15 protein-coding genes are annotated in these 15,693 nt (G+C 57.3%); 9 read left to right on the top strand and 6 right to left on the bottom strand.

The window, feature by feature from the left end; all coding sequences use genetic code 11:
• Positions 1-55: 55 nt before the first annotated feature.
• Genes ABWH92_RS06840 through ABWH92_RS06830 form a run of 3 tightly spaced genes read right to left on the bottom strand, consistent with a single transcriptional unit; the run spans position 56 to position 3,419 of the window.
• A complete protein-coding gene (locus tag ABWH92_RS06840) occupies positions 56-1,495 on the bottom strand; it encodes an extracellular solute-binding protein (RefSeq protein WP_375573334.1) in 1,440 nt (479 codons plus the stop codon).
• 20 nt (positions 1,496-1,515) lie between these two features.
• Positions 1,516-2,532, bottom strand: coding sequence for a carbohydrate ABC transporter permease (locus ABWH92_RS06835; protein ID WP_375573332.1), 1,017 nt, complete (start codon positions 2,530-2,532; stop codon positions 1,516-1,518).
• Complete coding sequence (locus tag ABWH92_RS06830; RefSeq protein WP_375573331.1) at positions 2,532-3,419, bottom strand: carbohydrate ABC transporter permease; 888 nt, start codon at positions 3,417-3,419, stop codon at positions 2,532-2,534. Before ABWH92_RS06830 ends, ABWH92_RS06835 begins: the two co-directional genes overlap by 1 nt.
• Before the next feature lie 238 nt (positions 3,420-3,657).
• Between ABWH92_RS06830 and ABWH92_RS06825 the strand changes: the two genes are divergently transcribed.
• The 9 genes from ABWH92_RS06825 (at position 3,658) to ABWH92_RS06785 (ending at position 12,094) form a co-directional block, all read left to right on the top strand.
• Complete coding sequence (locus tag ABWH92_RS06825; protein WP_375573329.1) at positions 3,658-4,278, top strand: glucose-6-phosphate isomerase; 621 nt, start codon at positions 3,658-3,660, stop codon at positions 4,276-4,278.
• Positions 4,279-4,304: 26 nt separating this feature from the next.
• A complete protein-coding gene (eda, locus tag ABWH92_RS06820) occupies positions 4,305-4,958 on the top strand; it encodes a bifunctional 4-hydroxy-2-oxoglutarate aldolase/2-dehydro-3-deoxy-phosphogluconate aldolase (protein ID WP_375573327.1) in 654 nt (217 codons plus the stop codon).
• Complete coding sequence (locus tag ABWH92_RS06815; RefSeq protein WP_375573325.1) at positions 4,958-5,911, top strand: shikimate dehydrogenase; 954 nt, start codon at positions 4,958-4,960, stop codon at positions 5,909-5,911. Before eda ends, ABWH92_RS06815 begins: the two co-directional genes overlap by 1 nt.
• Positions 5,911-6,846 (top strand): phosphoglycerate dehydrogenase, encoded by a 936-nt coding sequence (locus ABWH92_RS06810; protein WP_375573324.1) that lies wholly within the window; start codon positions 5,911-5,913, stop codon positions 6,844-6,846. The genes ABWH92_RS06815 and ABWH92_RS06810 overlap by 1 nt, the downstream gene beginning before the upstream one ends.
• Positions 6,836-7,657 (top strand): MBL fold metallo-hydrolase, encoded by an 822-nt coding sequence (locus ABWH92_RS06805; protein WP_375573322.1) that lies wholly within the window; start codon positions 6,836-6,838, stop codon positions 7,655-7,657. The genes ABWH92_RS06810 and ABWH92_RS06805 overlap by 11 nt, the downstream gene beginning before the upstream one ends.
• The gene (locus ABWH92_RS06800) at positions 7,647-8,552 is read left to right on the top strand and encodes a MurR/RpiR family transcriptional regulator (protein WP_375573320.1); all 906 of its coding nucleotides are present in this window, start codon (positions 7,647-7,649) and stop codon (positions 8,550-8,552) included. The genes ABWH92_RS06805 and ABWH92_RS06800 overlap by 11 nt, the downstream gene beginning before the upstream one ends.
• A gap of 109 nt (positions 8,553-8,661) precedes the next feature.
• Complete coding sequence (locus tag ABWH92_RS06795; protein ID WP_375573318.1) at positions 8,662-11,121, top strand: thiamine pyrophosphate-dependent enzyme; 2,460 nt, start codon at positions 8,662-8,664, stop codon at positions 11,119-11,121.
• A 13-nt stretch (positions 11,122-11,134) separates the two neighbouring features.
• A complete protein-coding gene (locus tag ABWH92_RS06790) occupies positions 11,135-11,368 on the top strand; it encodes a biotin/lipoyl-containing protein (protein WP_375573316.1) in 234 nt (77 codons plus the stop codon).
• A 15-nt stretch (positions 11,369-11,383) separates the two neighbouring features.
• A complete protein-coding gene (locus tag ABWH92_RS06785) occupies positions 11,384-12,094 on the top strand; it encodes an alpha/beta fold hydrolase (RefSeq protein ID WP_375573314.1) in 711 nt (236 codons plus the stop codon).
• Here the strand turns inward: ABWH92_RS06785 and ABWH92_RS06780 are convergent.
• The 3 genes from ABWH92_RS06780 to hydA form a co-directional block, all read right to left on the bottom strand.
• Entirely contained in the window at positions 12,085-13,068 is a 984-nt protein-coding gene (locus tag ABWH92_RS06780) for a sugar-binding transcriptional regulator (RefSeq protein WP_375573313.1), read from the bottom strand. The genes ABWH92_RS06785 and ABWH92_RS06780 overlap by 10 nt on opposite strands.
• Positions 13,069-13,072: 4 nt before the next feature.
• A complete protein-coding gene (locus ABWH92_RS06775; RefSeq protein WP_375573312.1) occupies positions 13,073-14,020 on the bottom strand; it encodes a carbohydrate kinase in 948 nt (315 codons plus the stop codon).
• A gap of 228 nt (positions 14,021-14,248) precedes the next feature.
• Complete coding sequence (hydA, locus tag ABWH92_RS06770; protein ID WP_375573310.1) at positions 14,249-15,667, bottom strand: dihydropyrimidinase; 1,419 nt, start codon at positions 15,665-15,667, stop codon at positions 14,249-14,251.
• Between the last annotated feature and the right edge of the window lie 26 nt (positions 15,668-15,693).

Below are 15,693 nucleotides of genomic sequence, written 5' to 3'. Positions count from 1 at the left end.
AAACATGCCCCCCGACCACAAGGCCGGGAGGCACAAAGCATACAGCCAAACTGGCTTACATTGGTGGCAGGCCAACCGATGCGCGATAAGCAGCCAGCTGAGTGTCGCGACCGAACTCATCGGTCAAAGCATCCCAGCCTTCAGCAATCGCATCGAGTGCTTCCTGCGGCGTCACTTGACCAGCCAAAGCTTTGGAAAGTTCAATTTCCAAAATCTCAGTGTAAGAGAAGAAGCCTGGCAGACGCAGATCGAGCGCAACGTTCGGCGCATCGAGTGAAGCGCGCTGAGCACCCAGATAGCTGGCTGCTTCTTCTTCAGAGAAGACCGAAGACCAGTTTTCAAGGTTCTCATAGTGGCTGAAGCGATAAGGATTCACACCGGAGTTGGCCGTAACAATCGCCTGACCGGAAACTTCAGGGCTGATCACCTCAGCAACAAAGTCCCATGCAGCTTCAGGGTTCTCACTGTCGGCAGGAACCGCCAGTTGCCAACCGCCAAACGCCAAGAATGGTGAGTGAACGACTTCATCATAGCTGTCCCACTCGCCTGTCACATGGTTCCAGATTTCCGTCGAACCAGGCAGCATGGCCGTGCGGACATGGCCTTCAATGGAACCTTCCGTGGAGCCCAGAACGCCTGAGTCAGCCCAGTCGATGTTCATTGCAACCGTGCCACCAGCATAAAGCGGACGCACATCGCCAGAACCATTGTTCAAAGCACCGGGAGGGTTGAAGTCCAGCCCGCGCTTATATTCTTCCAACGCACGCAACCAACCAGGGTTGTTGATCTGCGCTTCCATGGTCTCCGGATCGAAGAACATGGAACCAGGATTGTCTGGGTGGTTTGTGTAGCTCGCAGCATGGGAGAAGAAGTACCAGAACTGCTGGCCACCACGGCGATAGGCTTCGGCTGTACCGAAGAGGCCATCGTCGGGACGATGGAAGAACTCCGCCTGATCATAATACTGCTCCCACGTCACCGGTGCTGCGAGTGGATAGCCGTAAGCTGCTTCAAACGCGGCCATTTCGTCTGGATCTTCCAGAAGGTCTGCCCGCAAGTTCAGCATGTGCATGTCGCCGTCCATTGTGGCCGACTTCACTTCGCCGTTCCACGTCATCAGGCGTTCGCGGTAAACCGGGTGGATATCATCCCAGTTGGAACCTTCTTGTAGCTCAGCAGGCATGCTGGACAGGAAGGTGGAGAAGTCGGGAAGCCAAGCTGGAACAAAGCCGATGACATCAAAGTCGCCGGTTTGCTGGCTCATGGCTGTCAGGAATTTCGGATAGAGCTCACCGAACGGGAATTCGATCACATTGACCGTTCCGCAAGTGCGCTCTTCCCAACTCACAGCCGCCGCCGCGAGAGCGGAGGCAATCGCTGGGCCGTTCTGCGTTGAAACGTTGAGCGTCACGCCGGTGTAGTCGGGTTCACAGGCCAGAGCCGTTCCAGCGCCAAGCGCTGCAAAAGCCACGGTGGATAGTAGAAGTCTCTTCATGGTTTCCTCCCTTGTGAAGATTATTTTATTGAACCGGAGAGAAGGCCAGATCGCATCATCCGGCCCAAAATTGCAGCGATCACGACCATCGGAATGATGGCGATCAGCGCCGCAACGGAGATTGCCCACCATTCGTCACCGCGACTGGATTGTTGTCCGGCAAGAAGGATGGGCAGGGTTTGCCAGTCGCCTGACGTAAGCAGCAAGGCGAACAGGAATTCGTTCCAAATGAAGGCAAGCACAATCATTGATGTCGCAAGCAGTCCAGGCAGCGACATGGGCAGCACAATCTGAATGAAAATGCGCATGCGGCCGATATTGTCGACCTGCGCCGCCTCTTCCACCTCGATGGGAACGGTGGAGAAAAAGTCGCGCATCAGCCACACCGCGAACGGCAAACCGAACGCCGTGTAGGCAAGCACCATACCCAGATAGCTATCGAGCAAAGGGAACCCGGCTCGACCCACTTCGGCGTAGAGCAGGAACAAGGCAAACGCCGACACGATGGGTGGAAACATACGCTGCGAGACAAACCAGAACGTCACATCGTTGTTGCCAAGCACCGGCCCGGGCAAACGGTATCGGTTCATCCATATGGAGACGATAAGCGCCAGGACCAAAACGATCAGCAACGCGTACGGCACATCGATATCAAACGTGCTGTTGAGCAGCACAAAGCCACCAATGGAGATGACACCGAACATAAGGCCCGACATCAAGCGGATGCGAAACTCAAATCGCACCAGCGAATAAGCCGCCATCGCGCCAAGAAAAACCGAGAGCGCCGTTGCCATTACAGAGATGGAAATCGAGGCCACGATCGGCCCGAAAAAGTCTCCGCGAATGCCAGAAAACGCATCACGAAACGCTTGCAATGTCGGCTGAAAATCGACGAATGGAATGTACGTCGCACCTTGCGAGACAGCCAAAGGCGGTTTGAACGCAGTGACGAACACCCAATAGAGCGGAAAAAACGAGAAGAAGAGCCAAACCAGGCAACCGACAAGGCCGATGGTACGAAGGGAGCGATTTTCCACTACGCGTACCTCTTCATGAGACGACGCGCGGCTGCGAGATAGATCGTGCCAAACACAATCACAACAATGAGGAAGACAAAGGAGAGCGCTGACGTCATGCCCAGATTGAACTTCTTGAAGCCCTCATTGTAGGCAAACAGCGTGAGTGTTTCGGTCGCGGTCCCCGGTCCACCGCCGGTCAGCACAAACACCGTGTCGATGACTTTGAACCCTTCAATCAGCCGGATAAAAATCACGGCAACCGAAAGCGGCAGAAGCATCGGGAAGGTCAGATCCCAGAAGCGTCGCCACGGGCCAATATCGTCCACCCGCGCGGCCTCGAACACTTCGCTGGGCATGCTCTGCAATCCAGCCAGCATCAGCAGCGTCACAAACGGTGTCCACTGCCAGGTCTCGATGGAAATCAGCACCATGATCGCAAGGGCTGGCTCGGTGAGAAACGGCAAATTGCCAAACCCCATCGCCACCACGGCATCATTGACCGGGCCGAGATAGGGGTGGAACACCATGCGCGCGATCAATGCTACGCACACAGGCGCAATGAACATCGGCAGCAAAAACACAACGCGATAGAGCGATGATCCGCGCACATTGTGGTGGAGCGCAAGCGCCAGCAGGAAGCCCAGCGCGTATTGGAAAGCGACCGAAACAAAAACGATGGTCGCCGTGGTCCAGGTCGACCCCCAAAACCGCGAAGACGATAGAATGTCGGCGTAGTTGTCAAAGCCCACGAAGCGCGGTGGAAGCGGTGGCACCAGGCGCACGGACTGGAAGCTCACGGTGAGCGCGTAGATAAGCGGGAAGATCGTTATCACCAGTACGATGATAAACGCCGGCCAGATGAAGGCGTACTTCACCCTGTCATGGCGTACCGCGTCCCCGTGCATCCTCACTCCCTTCGTTTTTTCAACGTTGCCCCGAACTGACGCGGAGTTCAACCCATTTTTGTAGTTCTACTATGAAAAACTAACATGTTACCGACTTTTGATGAACCAAAAATACAAAAGTTGGACTTTTGGGCAGGCATTTTCGGTAGATTTGTCAAATTTTGATTGTTTCGCACGACAATCGGTTGCCAATCGTACTCTAAAAGGTAATTATACTACAAAATTGAAGGAGTTCAGCATGCTGGTCACGCCGTCAGCCCATTCTATTGACCCACAAACGGGTGCCCTAGCCGGGAACACCGGCCGCTACCAGAAACGGCTTTCTGATCTTAGGGGTCTCTATGCTGACAGCGATGCCTTCGAACACGCGGCACAAGAAGACGGAGAACGCGTCGTTTACACCGTGGAGGACGTGCGACCTGAAGCGAGTGCTGGCGATCTGATCTTCGGGACCACCTTCATGGAACCAGGGCGCATCGGCAGTGAGTTCTTCATGACGCGTGGGCACATCCATGCGACAGCCAATCGGCCTGAAACCTATTATGGCGAGTCAGGCAGTGGCCTGATGTTGATGGAGTCGCCTGATGGGCAAACCAACATCCTAGAGGTCCATCCAAGAACCATGGTCTATGTGCCACCGCTCTGGATCCACCGTTCCGTTAACACCGGCAACACACCGCTGGTGATGAGTTTCTGCTACCCCGTTGATTCCGGACAGGACTACGAGGTGATCGCTCGCTCTGGCGGCATGGCGGTACGCATCATGGCCGACGGAAATGGCTGGGCAAGCGTGCCCAACACAGGCTACCGCCCCCGCACCCAGACCGAAGTCGACGCCATTCTGGCCACCCAAGCCTGACGCCCTGAAAACCTATGAGGCCCAACATGACCACACACATTTTTGATCAACTGGCCTCGATTGGCGTTGTCCCAGTTATCGCAGTTGACGACGCAAAAGACGCGTTGCCTTTGGCCGATGCCCTTTTGGAAGGCGGCTTACCAGTTGCTGAGATCACCTTCCGCACAGATGCAGCAGCTGAGACAATCGCAACAATCGCGGCCGAACGCCCTGACATGCTGGTTGGCGCAGGCACCGTCTTGTCGCCCGATCAGGTGGACGAAGCCGTCAAGGCCGGGGCTAAGTTCTCGTTATCGCCGGGCATCGACGCGGATGTTTTGAAGCACGCCAAGACCAAAGACATGCCGTTCGCACCGGGCATCATGACCCCCAGCGACTTGCAACTGGCGCTGAAACTTGACTGCTCCATGGTGAAATTCTTCCCAGCCATGCCAGCCGGTGGTCCAAAGATGCTGAAAGCCATCGCAGCGCCCTACGCACACACCGGCGTCGGCTTCAACCCCACCGGCGGCGTGACACTGGACAATCTCTCCGACTGGCTATCGATGCCGCAGGTGCGCGCGGTTGGCGGAACATGGATCGCGAGCAAGGCTGACATCAGCGCTGGGAACTGGTCACACGTTACTGAGAACGCCCGGCAAGCGGTCGCACGCGTCGCCGAGATTCGGGAGAGCGCTTGATGGCCTATGAATCGGCCAGCAAACCGACCTTCTATTTCATCGGCGTCACGACCGGAAAATCCTCAATCATGAAGGTGTTTCCACGGTGGGCTGAACATCTTGGGCTGGGTGATGTTGCCATGCGCGGCGTTGATTTTATCCCGCATGACACACCAGAGCGGTACCGCGAGATGGCGGCGTTCCTGAAATCTGATCCGCTCTCACTCGGCGCGTTGGTCACCACGCATAAGCTCGACCTTTATGAGGCATGCCGCGATCAGTTTGATGAGATCGACCTGCTCGCGACCATGATGGCGGAAACCAGCTGCCTGTCCAAACGCGATGGTAAGCTGATTTGCCATGCCAAGGACCCGATTTCCTCTGGCCTTTCGCTAGACGGTTTTCTGCCGGACAATCATTTTGCTAACACGGGTGCAGAGGTCTTCAGCATGGGCGCGGGTGGATCAACGATCGCGCTGACCTGGCATCTGATGCAGGCGTCTCGCGGTACAAACCGACCCTCGCGCATTGTCGTATCCAACCGCTCGCAGCCGCGTCTTGATCATATTCGCAGCATCCACGACGCTTTGGACAGCGATATACCCGTTGAGTATGTGCTGGCGCCAACGGCGGACGAGAACGACGCCATTCTGGCCACCATGAAGCCGGGAAGCCTCATCATCAACGCGACGGGTCTGGGCAAAGATGCCCCCGGTTCACCACTCAGCCATGCTGCCCAGTTCCCAGACAAAGGAATCGTCTGGGAGCTGAACTACCGGGGTGATTTGGTGTTTCTTGACCAGGCAAACGCACAATCTCAAGAGCGTAGTCTGCAAGTGGAAGATGGCTGGACTTATTTCATCCACGGATGGACACAGGTAATCGCCGAAGTGTTCAATGTTGCTATCCCGACGTCCGGACCGGGTTTTGACGAGATCGCTGCCATAGCCGCCAAGGCGACAGGACGCGCCTGATGACCAGCATCCTTGTGACCCCACGATCGCTTTCCAGAGAAGGTCATCCCGCTCTTACTGCACTTGAGGAGGCGGGCTTCGATCTGGTGATGCCAAGTCCTGGTCGGATGCCAGACGAGGACGCACTGATAGAGGCCTTGCCTGGCTGTGTTGGCTGGCTGGCCGGTGTCGAACCCGTCAGCGAAAGGGTGCTCAGGGCTGCCGACCGACTAAAAGTGATCAGCCGCAATGGCTCTGGCGTCGACAATCTACCTCTGCAAGCACTCGAAGCGCGTGACATCACCGTCTGCCGAACCCCGGGTGCAAATGCCCGCAGCGTTGCTGAACTAGCCCTCTCATTTATCTTTGCAGGGTTTCGCCACATTGTTTGGACCCATGAAGGCATGCGCACCGGGGAATGGCCACGCAAGATTGGCCGTGAAGTTAAAGGCACGACCGTCAGCATTATCGGTCTGGGCGCCATTGGCGCAGAGCTGGCCCAGATGTGCTTGGACCTCGGCGCCCATGTGAAGGCCTATGACCCATTCGCGCCCAGTGATCGCCTTATGCATCCAGATCTGGAACGCGTTGACCTTGAAGACGCTCTGATCGACGTGGAAGCCATCAGCCTGCACGCGCCCATGCCTGCCGATGGGTCACCGCTTCTGACGCCCGCGCGTTTTGATGCATTGGCACCGCATACCGTGCTGGTGAACACCGCCCGAGCAGGATTGGTTGATGAAGCCGCACTACTCACCACATTGGAAAGTGACCGGCTCGCCTGTTACGCCACCGACGTGTTTGAAACCGAACCGCCTGCACCGAGCCCGTTGCTGGAGCATCCCAAAGTGATCCTGACCAGCCACATTGGCGGCTTCACCGCCAACGCCGTAGACCGCTCAACGCGTCACGCGGTGGACAATCTCATGCGCACACTCGGGTGCCATGCGGATTAGTGGCCAACCAGGGTTTCCGGCCCACGGCGAACGCGCCCTTTTTTGGCTTGGCCAGGCAGGCTTTTGGCTGGACACCGGCGACCACCGTGTGCTGATCGACCCCTATCTCTCTGACAGCTTGGCAAAGAAATATGCCGGGCAAGCCAACGATCACCAACGCATGATGCCACCGCCGGTCTCACCGGAAGCTCTACCAAAGCCAGACCTGGTGCTCATCACCCACGCTCACACCGACCATATGGACCCTGAGACCTTGGGACCGTTGGCACAGCGATTTCCAGACCTGCCCTTTATGGTGCCGAAAGCGAAACTGGACTTGGCGCGTGACCGTGTCGGAGACAGCGCCAATCTCATTACAGTTTCTGATAGCCAGACATTCTCCCCCCTGCCCGGCCTCACCGTGCATGTCCTGCCCGCAGCCCATGAAACATTGGAGCGAGACAGCGAGGGCAATGCGGTGTTTCTCGGCTACGGCGTCCAGACCGATGTAATGACCATCTACCATTCCGGTGACAGCACACCTTTCGATGGCTTGACAGAAGCTGTTCGTCGGCTCGCTCCCGATATCGCCCTGTTACCGGTCAATGGGCGCGATGCGACGCGACTGGCGGCAGGCATCCCCGGCAACTTCACGCTGGAAGAAGCAATGTCCCTTTGCCAGGATACGGATATTGCTTGGATGATTCCTCATCATTTTGGCATGTTCGCGTTCAACACGTTGGATGAGAAGATCATCGATGAAGCTGAAACCGCGCAGAAGCCCAAGATCGTTAAGCCTGTGATCGGTGAGAGGCTTAAACTTGAACTCTGACGCGCATCATGAGCTTGCCACGACTGAGGTGGATGACAACCTTCTGGAGGTGATCACCCGCGGCCTACCGAATTTGCGCAAGTCTGAGCGACGCGTGGCCGAAACACTGCTGGCCGACCCCTCAAGCGTTCTGTCCATCACACTGGCCGAACTGGCCCGCCGCTCCGATGTCAGCGAACCAACCGTCATTCGCTTTGCGCTGGCCATAGGCTGTGAAGGATTTCGCGATTTGCGGGTGAAACTCGCCCGCTCGCTGGCCTTTGCACGCACAACATCTCATTCGGCCATTTCAAAAACCGACGATCTTAGCGCTCTGATTGGTAAGGTTTTCGATTTCAACCTGTCCAATCTCAATTGGGTGCGCGCAAGGCTTGATCAGCAGACCATTCAGCAAGCTGTCGACGCGTTGCGCCAAGCCAATCGGATCGAGTTCTTCGGCTATGGCGCATCCGGGGTGGTGGCCCTGGACGCGCAACAGAAGTTTCCGCTGTTCGGGGTACCCTGCGGCGCACCGCTGGACGGCCACCAGATGATCATGACAGCGGCGATGTTGCAGCCTGGTGACGTGGCCGTGGCCATTTCCAACACCGGTGAGACCGAGCAGGTGCGCCAGGCAACGCGCCTCGCCCGCGAGCGCGGAGCAACCACCATTGGCATCACTGGAACGCAAAGCCCTCTCTTGGAGGATTGCGATATCGGCGTGCTCGTCGAAACGCTTGAGAACACCGATCTCTATACGCCCACCGTGTCGCGCCTGTCAGCCATGGTGGTGATCGATATCCTCTCAACAGCAGTCAGCCTTGCGCGCGATGAAAGTGACCAAACACGCTTTGCAGAGATGAAAGCCGTGCTGGCCAGAACGCGCGCGAGCAACCGCGACACCGAGGACGAGTAGCGAACCCGGACCTGAACATTTGCGTAATGAAATTGACAAAGGTTCCATTCGTGCGCTAGCGGATGAGCTGTTCTTTGTAGCTTACAAGCCCGGATAAGGCCCTCGCTTCATGCCCAAGCAAATACTCATTGATCCGCAGGAAACCCGCCAGTCTGGCGCTCTAGAGCTGATGCCTATCCCGGTCCACGCTTATGCACAGTCTGTTGAAGACGAGCGCAACGCACGCGGTGATGCAGCGCTGAAGGAAGCATTGCGCCATATGATGGTGATCCGCGAGTTTGAGACGATGCTAGCCTCCTTCAAAGGCACCGGCGCGTATCAAGGCATTGATTACCTCTACAAAGGCCCTGCGCACCTCTCCATTGGCCAAGAAGGCGCTGCCGTTGGCGCAGCCATGGCGCTCAAGGCAGACGACTACATCCTTGGCTCCCACCGCAGCCATGGAGAGTTCATCGCCAAAGGTTTGGGGGCCATCAACGAACTGAACGATACTGAGCTGGCAACCATTCTAGATTCCTATGAGGGCGGGAAACTACGCGACACCGTTGCCAAGCATGTTGGCGGGACCGACAAAGCGCTTGGCGAAAACGCGCTCTTGTTTGGCTTGCTCGCAGAAATCTTCATGCGGGAAAACGGCTTCAATGGCGGCATGGGCGGCTCTATGCACGCCTTCTTCCCGCCCTTTGGCGCTTACCCCAACAACGCAATTGTCGGTGCCAGCGCAGGCATCGCCACCGGAGCAGCGCTGCGTCGCAAACTGGCACAAGACAATGGTATCGTCGTGGCCAATGCTGGTGATGGCTCCACCGGTTGCGGCCCCGTTTGGGAGGCGATGAATTTCGCCGCCATGTCGCAATACGACACTCTTTGGGATGAGGCCTATAAGGGTGGCCTGCCAGTGCTCTTCTTCTTCACCAACAACTTCTACGCCATGGGTGGCCAGACCAAAGGCGAAACCATGGGCTGGGAGCGATTGGCTCGCATCGGCGCAGGCGTAAACCCTGCACAAATGCATGCTGAAACGGTCGATGGTTCCAACCCGCTGGCAGTGGCTGACGCCGTGGCGCGTAAACGCCAATTACTCATCGATCGCAAGGGTCCTGCGTTGCTTGACGTGGAATGCTATCGGCTGGTTGGCCACTCCACCACCGACGCCAATGCCTACCGAACGCGCGATGAAATCAAGATGTGGACCGAGCAGGACCCCATCACACAGTTCGCCAGCAGTTTGACGGAGGCAGGCATCCTTTCAGATGCAGATGTCGAGACTATGCGCGAGGGTGTAGCGGAGCAGGTATTGGCCGTCACGCGTGCCGCTGTGGATCCGGCCATCGCACCGCCTGTGGATGTGGAAGCTGAGCCGACCCGCATTGGCCAGCTGATGTTTTCAGACACAGAAATTCCAGCGCCCAACACGCCCGTACCGCTCACCAAACCGATTGAAGAAGCTGGCGCTTTTCGCCAACTGGGACGTAAGGAGCGCTTCGGCTTGGATGACGAAGGCAAACGGTTATCGGGGCTCAAGACCATCACACTGCGTGATGGCCTGACCGAAGCCATTCTCCACCACATGACCAACGACGAGAGCCTTGTCGCCTATGGCGAAGAGTGCCGCGAATGGGGCGGCGCGTTCGGTGTCTATCGAGGCCTAAGCGACATTCTGCCCCATCACCGCCTCTTCAATTCGCCGATCTCTGAAGCCGCCATCGTTGCGACCGCGATAGGTCACGCACTCGCCGGTGGACGCAGCCTGGTGGAGCTGATGTATGGTGACTTCATCGGTCGCGCTGGTGATGAAATCTTCAACCAGCTTGCCAAATGGCAGTCTATGTCCGCTGGGCTGCTCACCATGCCAGTTGTGCTGCGTGCATCGGTTGGCTCCAAATACGGCGCTCAGCACTCGCAAGACTGGACCTCGCTCATCGCCCATATTCCCGGTCTCAAAGTCGTTTACCCCGCAACCCCCTATGACGCGAAAGGGCTCATGGCCTCTGCCCTCTCGTCCAACGATCCAGTCGTGTTCTTCGAGAGCCAGCGGCTTTATGATCAAATCGAGACTTTCCAGAAAGATGGCGTTCCCGCAGGCTACTATCGCGTTCCGCTGGGCGAACCGGATATCAAACGCCAGGGCAATGACGTCACCGTGCTCACCATTGGTCCGTCGCTCTATCCGGCACTGACAGCCGCAGATGAATTGGCGGACGTTGGTATCGAAGCGGAAATCATCGACGCGCGCTCACTGGTGCCATTCAACTATGATGCTCTGCTCGCATCGGTGAAAAAGACAGGCCACTTGCTCATCGTGTCAGAGGCATCTGAACGCGGCAGCTTTGCGATGACTATCTCAACAAACGTGACCCGTTTCGGCTTTGCCGACTTAAAAGCACCGCCGCGCGTGCTCGGCTGTCCCAACTGGATCGTGCCGGGCGCTGATATGGAAACCACCTATTTCCCGCAGGCGCACGATATCATTGATGTGGTGACAGGAGAGTTCTTCCCATCCAAACGCACCAACAAACGCGGCGTGCGTTCCTGGGATGATCTCGATCTCGCCCGCCAGGCACTTTGAAGGACACCAGACCATGACAACGCCCATCCTTGTGCCGCAGCTTGGCAACGAGATCACCGAAGCTGAAGTGACCGAGTGGGTCGCCGCTGAAGGCGACACGGTCAAAACTGGCGACCTTGTCGTCGTCATCACAACCACAAAAATGGCCATCGAAATCGAGGCGCCTGCCGATGGCACGTTGAAAACCATCGCGATACCGGAAGGCGACATTGTCGAGGTCGGCGTGACGCTCGGTGAGATCGCATAACCTATGGCGCCAGTGATGCATCACATTGGCGGTGAGGGCCCGGCGGTTGTCCTCATTCACGGCTTCGGCTCCGACCGGCTGGGATGGGTCGCAACCTCTCCTGCCCTTCTTGCCTCCCACTCGGTGTGGGCAGCCGAACTGCCCGCTCACGGCACGGCTGAACCTGGGCCAACAACACCCATCGACATGGCGCATGCACTAACGAAAATGCTGCCAGAGACCGGCAACTCCATCGCGCTCATAGGTCATTCGCTCGGCGGTGCGGTTGCCGCCCATATGGCCGCCTTGAAGCCAAGTCAGATCGATAGGGTTGCGTTGATCGCCCCCGCAGGTTTCGGTGATGGAGAAGTTGCCGCAGACTTTTTACGGGGCTTTCCAAAGCTTCAAGACGAAGAAGATGCCCTTGCCCTTTTGCGGCAATTAGTGGTGCGCGAGCGGCTGATCATGCCGCAAATGGCGCAGTACGTGTTGAAACATCTGGACCAGCCGGGGCGACGCGAGGCTCTGGCACAGATCGCCGAAGCTGCACTAAACTTCATGCCACCAGCAACGCCCGATGATGCGCTGATCATTTGGGGTGAGGAAGACGCCATCAATTCGCCTGACAAAGCCTGGCTCTCAAGTTTGGGAGACCGCGCGATGCTTTTGCCGAACACCGGCCACTTGCCCCATGTGGAAGCGGCGACCAAGGTTAACCGACAGCTGGTCGCCTATCTTCAGGCCTGACCAGACGAATCTAAGGCAAGGATCGCTTTCGCAGCGGCCTCATCGGTCACCAGCGTTTGGCATCCAGTGCGCGCCAACGTCGCCTTAATGGCAGCAGCTCGGCGCGTGCCACCAGAAGCCAAAACACCGTGCTTGGCGCGTGCGATGGTATCAAGATCAACCGACATCACCCGGGCATGAATTGGGTGATCAACCGTGTTTCCATCTTCATCTAGAAACTGGCACAGCGTGTCGCAGATAGCGCCCGCCTCCAGAAGCCCGGCATACTCGTCCTGCGACAGGAACTGGTGGCTAAGTGAGGATCCCGCAACGCCAATATCTCCGCAGCTCAAAATTGCCAAATCAAGATGAGCAGCAGCCTCTTCAACCTGCTCAAGACCGCATTTTTCGATCAAACGCTGCTTGGTATCCTGACTGTCGACAACCAAAGGCGCCAGATAGAGCAAGCAATCAGCGCCCAGCTGCCCAGCCATACGCCAAGAAAAATCGATCGGGTTGACGCTGCTCGCTTCAAGCAGACCGCCTTGCAATGAAATCACCCGCATACCGTCGCGCCGCTGCGGCCTGAAGGTGGCGAGTGAGGCATTCAGCGTGCGACCCCACCCGACGCCCACCGACATACCATCGTTCAAGACATCGGAAAGCCATTGGCCAAGGGCCGCTCCAACATCGATCGCCGTTTGTTCGGCGGTGCCACCACCGGGCACGACAATTGCCTCATCCAGACCGAGTTTCGCCTCCAACTCCACTGCCAAAGCTGTGCAATCGCCTGGACTGGTATTGATCCAGATCTGCACCTCGCCGCGCTTGCGCGCCTCATCCAGCATCCGCACGACAGTGGACCGGCTGACGCCAAGGGCCTCAGCAATCTCTTTCTGGGTCAAGCCACGATTGAAATAGAGCCATGCAGCCCGCACGCGCAAAGACGCTGTGTCAGAAAGCGTTACATGGCCAGCCCTTGTCAGTCGTGGCATGCCGCTACACCAGAGTTTCGAGACGCTGCAGGACCTCAGCCCGCTTTGGCGGCGCGCAACCGGAGCGCTCGCAGTTTATCGCCGCAGCCGTAACGCCGTAGCGCAGAATGTCGCCAAGTGAATCGCGCGTCAGCGAAGCCAGCGCATCACGAGAGGTCAGATCGCGCAGCATCAACTCCGCCATCATACCGCCCATTAACGTGTCACCGGCACCCACGCTATCAACCACTTTTGCTGGCTGCCCCGTGATCTCAACAACACCATCGCGGCAGAAGCCAAGTGCGCCTTTGTCGCCAAGGGTCAAAACGACCAATCCAGTGGCCTCACTCAGTCTCTCCTCAGCAAAATCCGCCGGTGATTGACCAGGCGCCAACATCTCTAAGTCTTCGTCGCTCAGGCGCACAACACCGGCCTTTGCAGAGATGGCATTGATCCGTGTGCGCCATGCATGGACATCTGGCGTCATGCTTGGACGTGCATTGGGGTCAAGCGCAATCATCGTAGTGTCGGCATGCGCCAAGGCAAAGGCGGCAATGTTGTCGGCGCCTGGTTGATCGATCAACGATATCGACCCAAAGGATAGGATATCACCAGGCTCTGGATCAAAAGCCGCAGGGTCCGGCTTCATCAGCGCTGTCGCCGACAATGCGTTGAAAAACGCATAGCGCGCCGCGCCTTCGCTCAGCGCGACAAAGGCAAGCGTGCACGGATCATCGGTACGCGGTGTTAGGCTGGTATCGACTCCATAAGCTTGCAGATCATCAATCAGCAGCTCGCCGAACAGGTCGGTCGATATCGCGCCCAAAAACCCAGCATTGGCCCCAGCCTGCGCAGCGGCTTTGGCAGCGTTAAAAGGCGATCCGCCTGCGCGTGGCGCAAATGCATCGCCAGCAGGACTATCGGTCGGCACAAAATCAATCAGCGCCTCTCCCATGAACCAGACTTTAGCCATGCACCCTCCCATGCCGAGCGTTCGCCCGTCCAATACACCGGCTTGTCTTTTGCAGCACGATCAGAGGGATAACAAGCGTGGCTTGGCCCACCTGTTAGGTAACATCCTCTGGCAGGAGGTTATTTGGGATGACCAAGCGGCTGTCGACAGATCAACCGCTGAGCAACTCGGTGTTGGCGCAAACCAAGGCAATCTCTTCGATAGACTTAGCTGCTGTTCCCAAGGAGGCTATGGCGCTGCAGCAAAAGGCGAAATATCGCGTTCGACCACTTGTCCCTGCCCCGGCTCCGTCAGAATTTTGCCGTCGTCCATCGCGATCTTACCGTTGGCGATCACCATCACCGGCCAGCCCGTTACCTCAAACCCTTCCCAAGGCGTGTAGTCGGCGCCATGCTGCATGTCGGACTGGTGAATGGTTCTCTTGCAGGTTGGGTCCCAAAGCGTGATGTCAGCGTCAAAGCCAACACCGATGGAGCCTTTTCGCGGATAAAGTCCGTACATGCGCGCATGGTTGGTGCTGGTCAGCGCAACAAATTGTTCAGCCGTGATGCGCCCTTTAGAAACCCCTTCAGAAAAGAACACGGGCAACCGCGTCTCGACGCCGGGAATGCCATTGGGCACCCAGCGGAAGGATGTCTTGGCCTTCGGGTTTTGCTTGCCATCACTGCCCTCATAGCGAAACGGGCAATGGTCGGAGGAAAAGGTCTGGAACACGCCCTGCTGGATGCCTTCCCAGATAGCATCTTGGCTTGCTTCATCGCGCGGGGGCGGTGAGCAAACATATTTTGAGCCACTCATATCCATGTTGAGGCCCTTCATATCGTCTTCAGTCAGCGTGATGTATTGGGTGCAGGTTTCACCATAGACTTTGAAGCCGCGATCCTGAGCCCATTTCACCTGCTCCATCGCCTCCCGGCCCGACACGTGGACAATCATAATCGGCACGTCGACAAGCTGGGCATGGCTGATGGCACGATGCGCCGCTTCGCGCTCGACGACCTGCGGTCTGGACGCTCCGTGATAGTAAGGTTCGGTCTGACCCGCCTTCTCCAATCGTTCGGTCATGAAGCGTATCGCATCATAGCCTTCACAATGGACCATGACCAAAGCGCGTTCACGACGGGCAACATCGAACACTTCAAGCAGCTCGCGATCACTGAGGACCAAATCATCATAGGTCATAAAGACTTTAAACGAGGTGTAGCCGTCCTTCACCAAAGCCGGCAGTTCCTGACCAAGCACCTGCGGCGTTGGATCGGAAATGATGAGGTGGAACGCGGTATCGATATGGCAACGGCCTTCGGCGCTCGCCTTATAGTCTTCGACAGCTGCGCGGAGGCTTTTGCCCCGCTCCTGAAGCGCGAAAGGCATAACGAAGGTGTTGCCACCCGCAAGTGCTGCGCGGGTTGCTGATTCAAAATCGTCAGCCATAACGATGCCAGGGCCGGAAGGTTGCTCGATATGGACATGACTATCGATACCGCCGGGCATCACCAGCAAATCGGTGGCGTCCACCTCACGCGTTGCTCCCGTAATCGCGTCACCAAGGGCAACGATACGGCCATCGCGGATGCCAATATCGGCGCGCACGCTGTCCCCTGCGGTCACCACGGTGCCGCCGCGTATGGCGAGATCATAATCGGCCATGTGTTGTCCTTAGAGGTTTGTGTTGA

The organism is Ahrensia marina (assembly GCF_042140245.1).
Taxonomy (GTDB): domain Bacteria; phylum Pseudomonadota; class Alphaproteobacteria; order Rhizobiales; family MH13; genus MH13.
This window is presented reverse-complemented; position numbering and strand designations above follow the sequence as displayed.

Bases quoted from the DNA above. Each gene is read 5' to 3' on its own strand.
- ABWH92_RS06795 (WP_375573318.1), top strand. From the start codon at position 8,662: ATGCCCAAGCAAATACTCATTGATCCGCAGGAAACCCGCCAGTCTGGC.
- ABWH92_RS06775 (WP_375573312.1), bottom strand. From the start codon at position 14,020: ATGGCTAAAGTCTGGTTCATGGGAGAGGCGCTGATTGATTTTGTGCCG.
- ABWH92_RS06810 (WP_375573324.1), top strand. From the start codon at position 5,911: ATGACCAGCATCCTTGTGACCCCACGATCGCTTTCCAGAGAAGGTCAT.
- ABWH92_RS06780 (WP_375573313.1), bottom strand. From the start codon at position 13,068: ATGCCACGACTGACAAGGGCTGGCCATGTAACGCTTTCTGACACAGCG.
- ABWH92_RS06785 (WP_375573314.1), top strand. From the start codon at position 11,384: ATGCATCACATTGGCGGTGAGGGCCCGGCGGTTGTCCTCATTCACGGC.
- ABWH92_RS06830 (WP_375573331.1), bottom strand. From the start codon at position 3,419: ATGCACGGGGACGCGGTACGCCATGACAGGGTGAAGTACGCCTTCATC.
- hydA (WP_375573310.1), bottom strand. From the start codon at position 15,667: ATGGCCGATTATGATCTCGCCATACGCGGCGGCACCGTGGTGACCGCA.
- ABWH92_RS06815 (WP_375573325.1), top strand. From the start codon at position 4,958: ATGGCCTATGAATCGGCCAGCAAACCGACCTTCTATTTCATCGGCGTC.
- ABWH92_RS06790 (WP_375573316.1), top strand. From the start codon at position 11,135: ATGACAACGCCCATCCTTGTGCCGCAGCTTGGCAACGAGATCACCGAA.
- ABWH92_RS06825 (WP_375573329.1), top strand. From the start codon at position 3,658: ATGCTGGTCACGCCGTCAGCCCATTCTATTGACCCACAAACGGGTGCC.
- eda (WP_375573327.1), top strand. From the start codon at position 4,305: ATGACCACACACATTTTTGATCAACTGGCCTCGATTGGCGTTGTCCCA.
- ABWH92_RS06840 (WP_375573334.1), bottom strand. From the start codon at position 1,495: ATGAAGAGACTTCTACTATCCACCGTGGCTTTTGCAGCGCTTGGCGCT.
- ABWH92_RS06805 (WP_375573322.1), top strand. From the start codon at position 6,836: ATGCGGATTAGTGGCCAACCAGGGTTTCCGGCCCACGGCGAACGCGCC.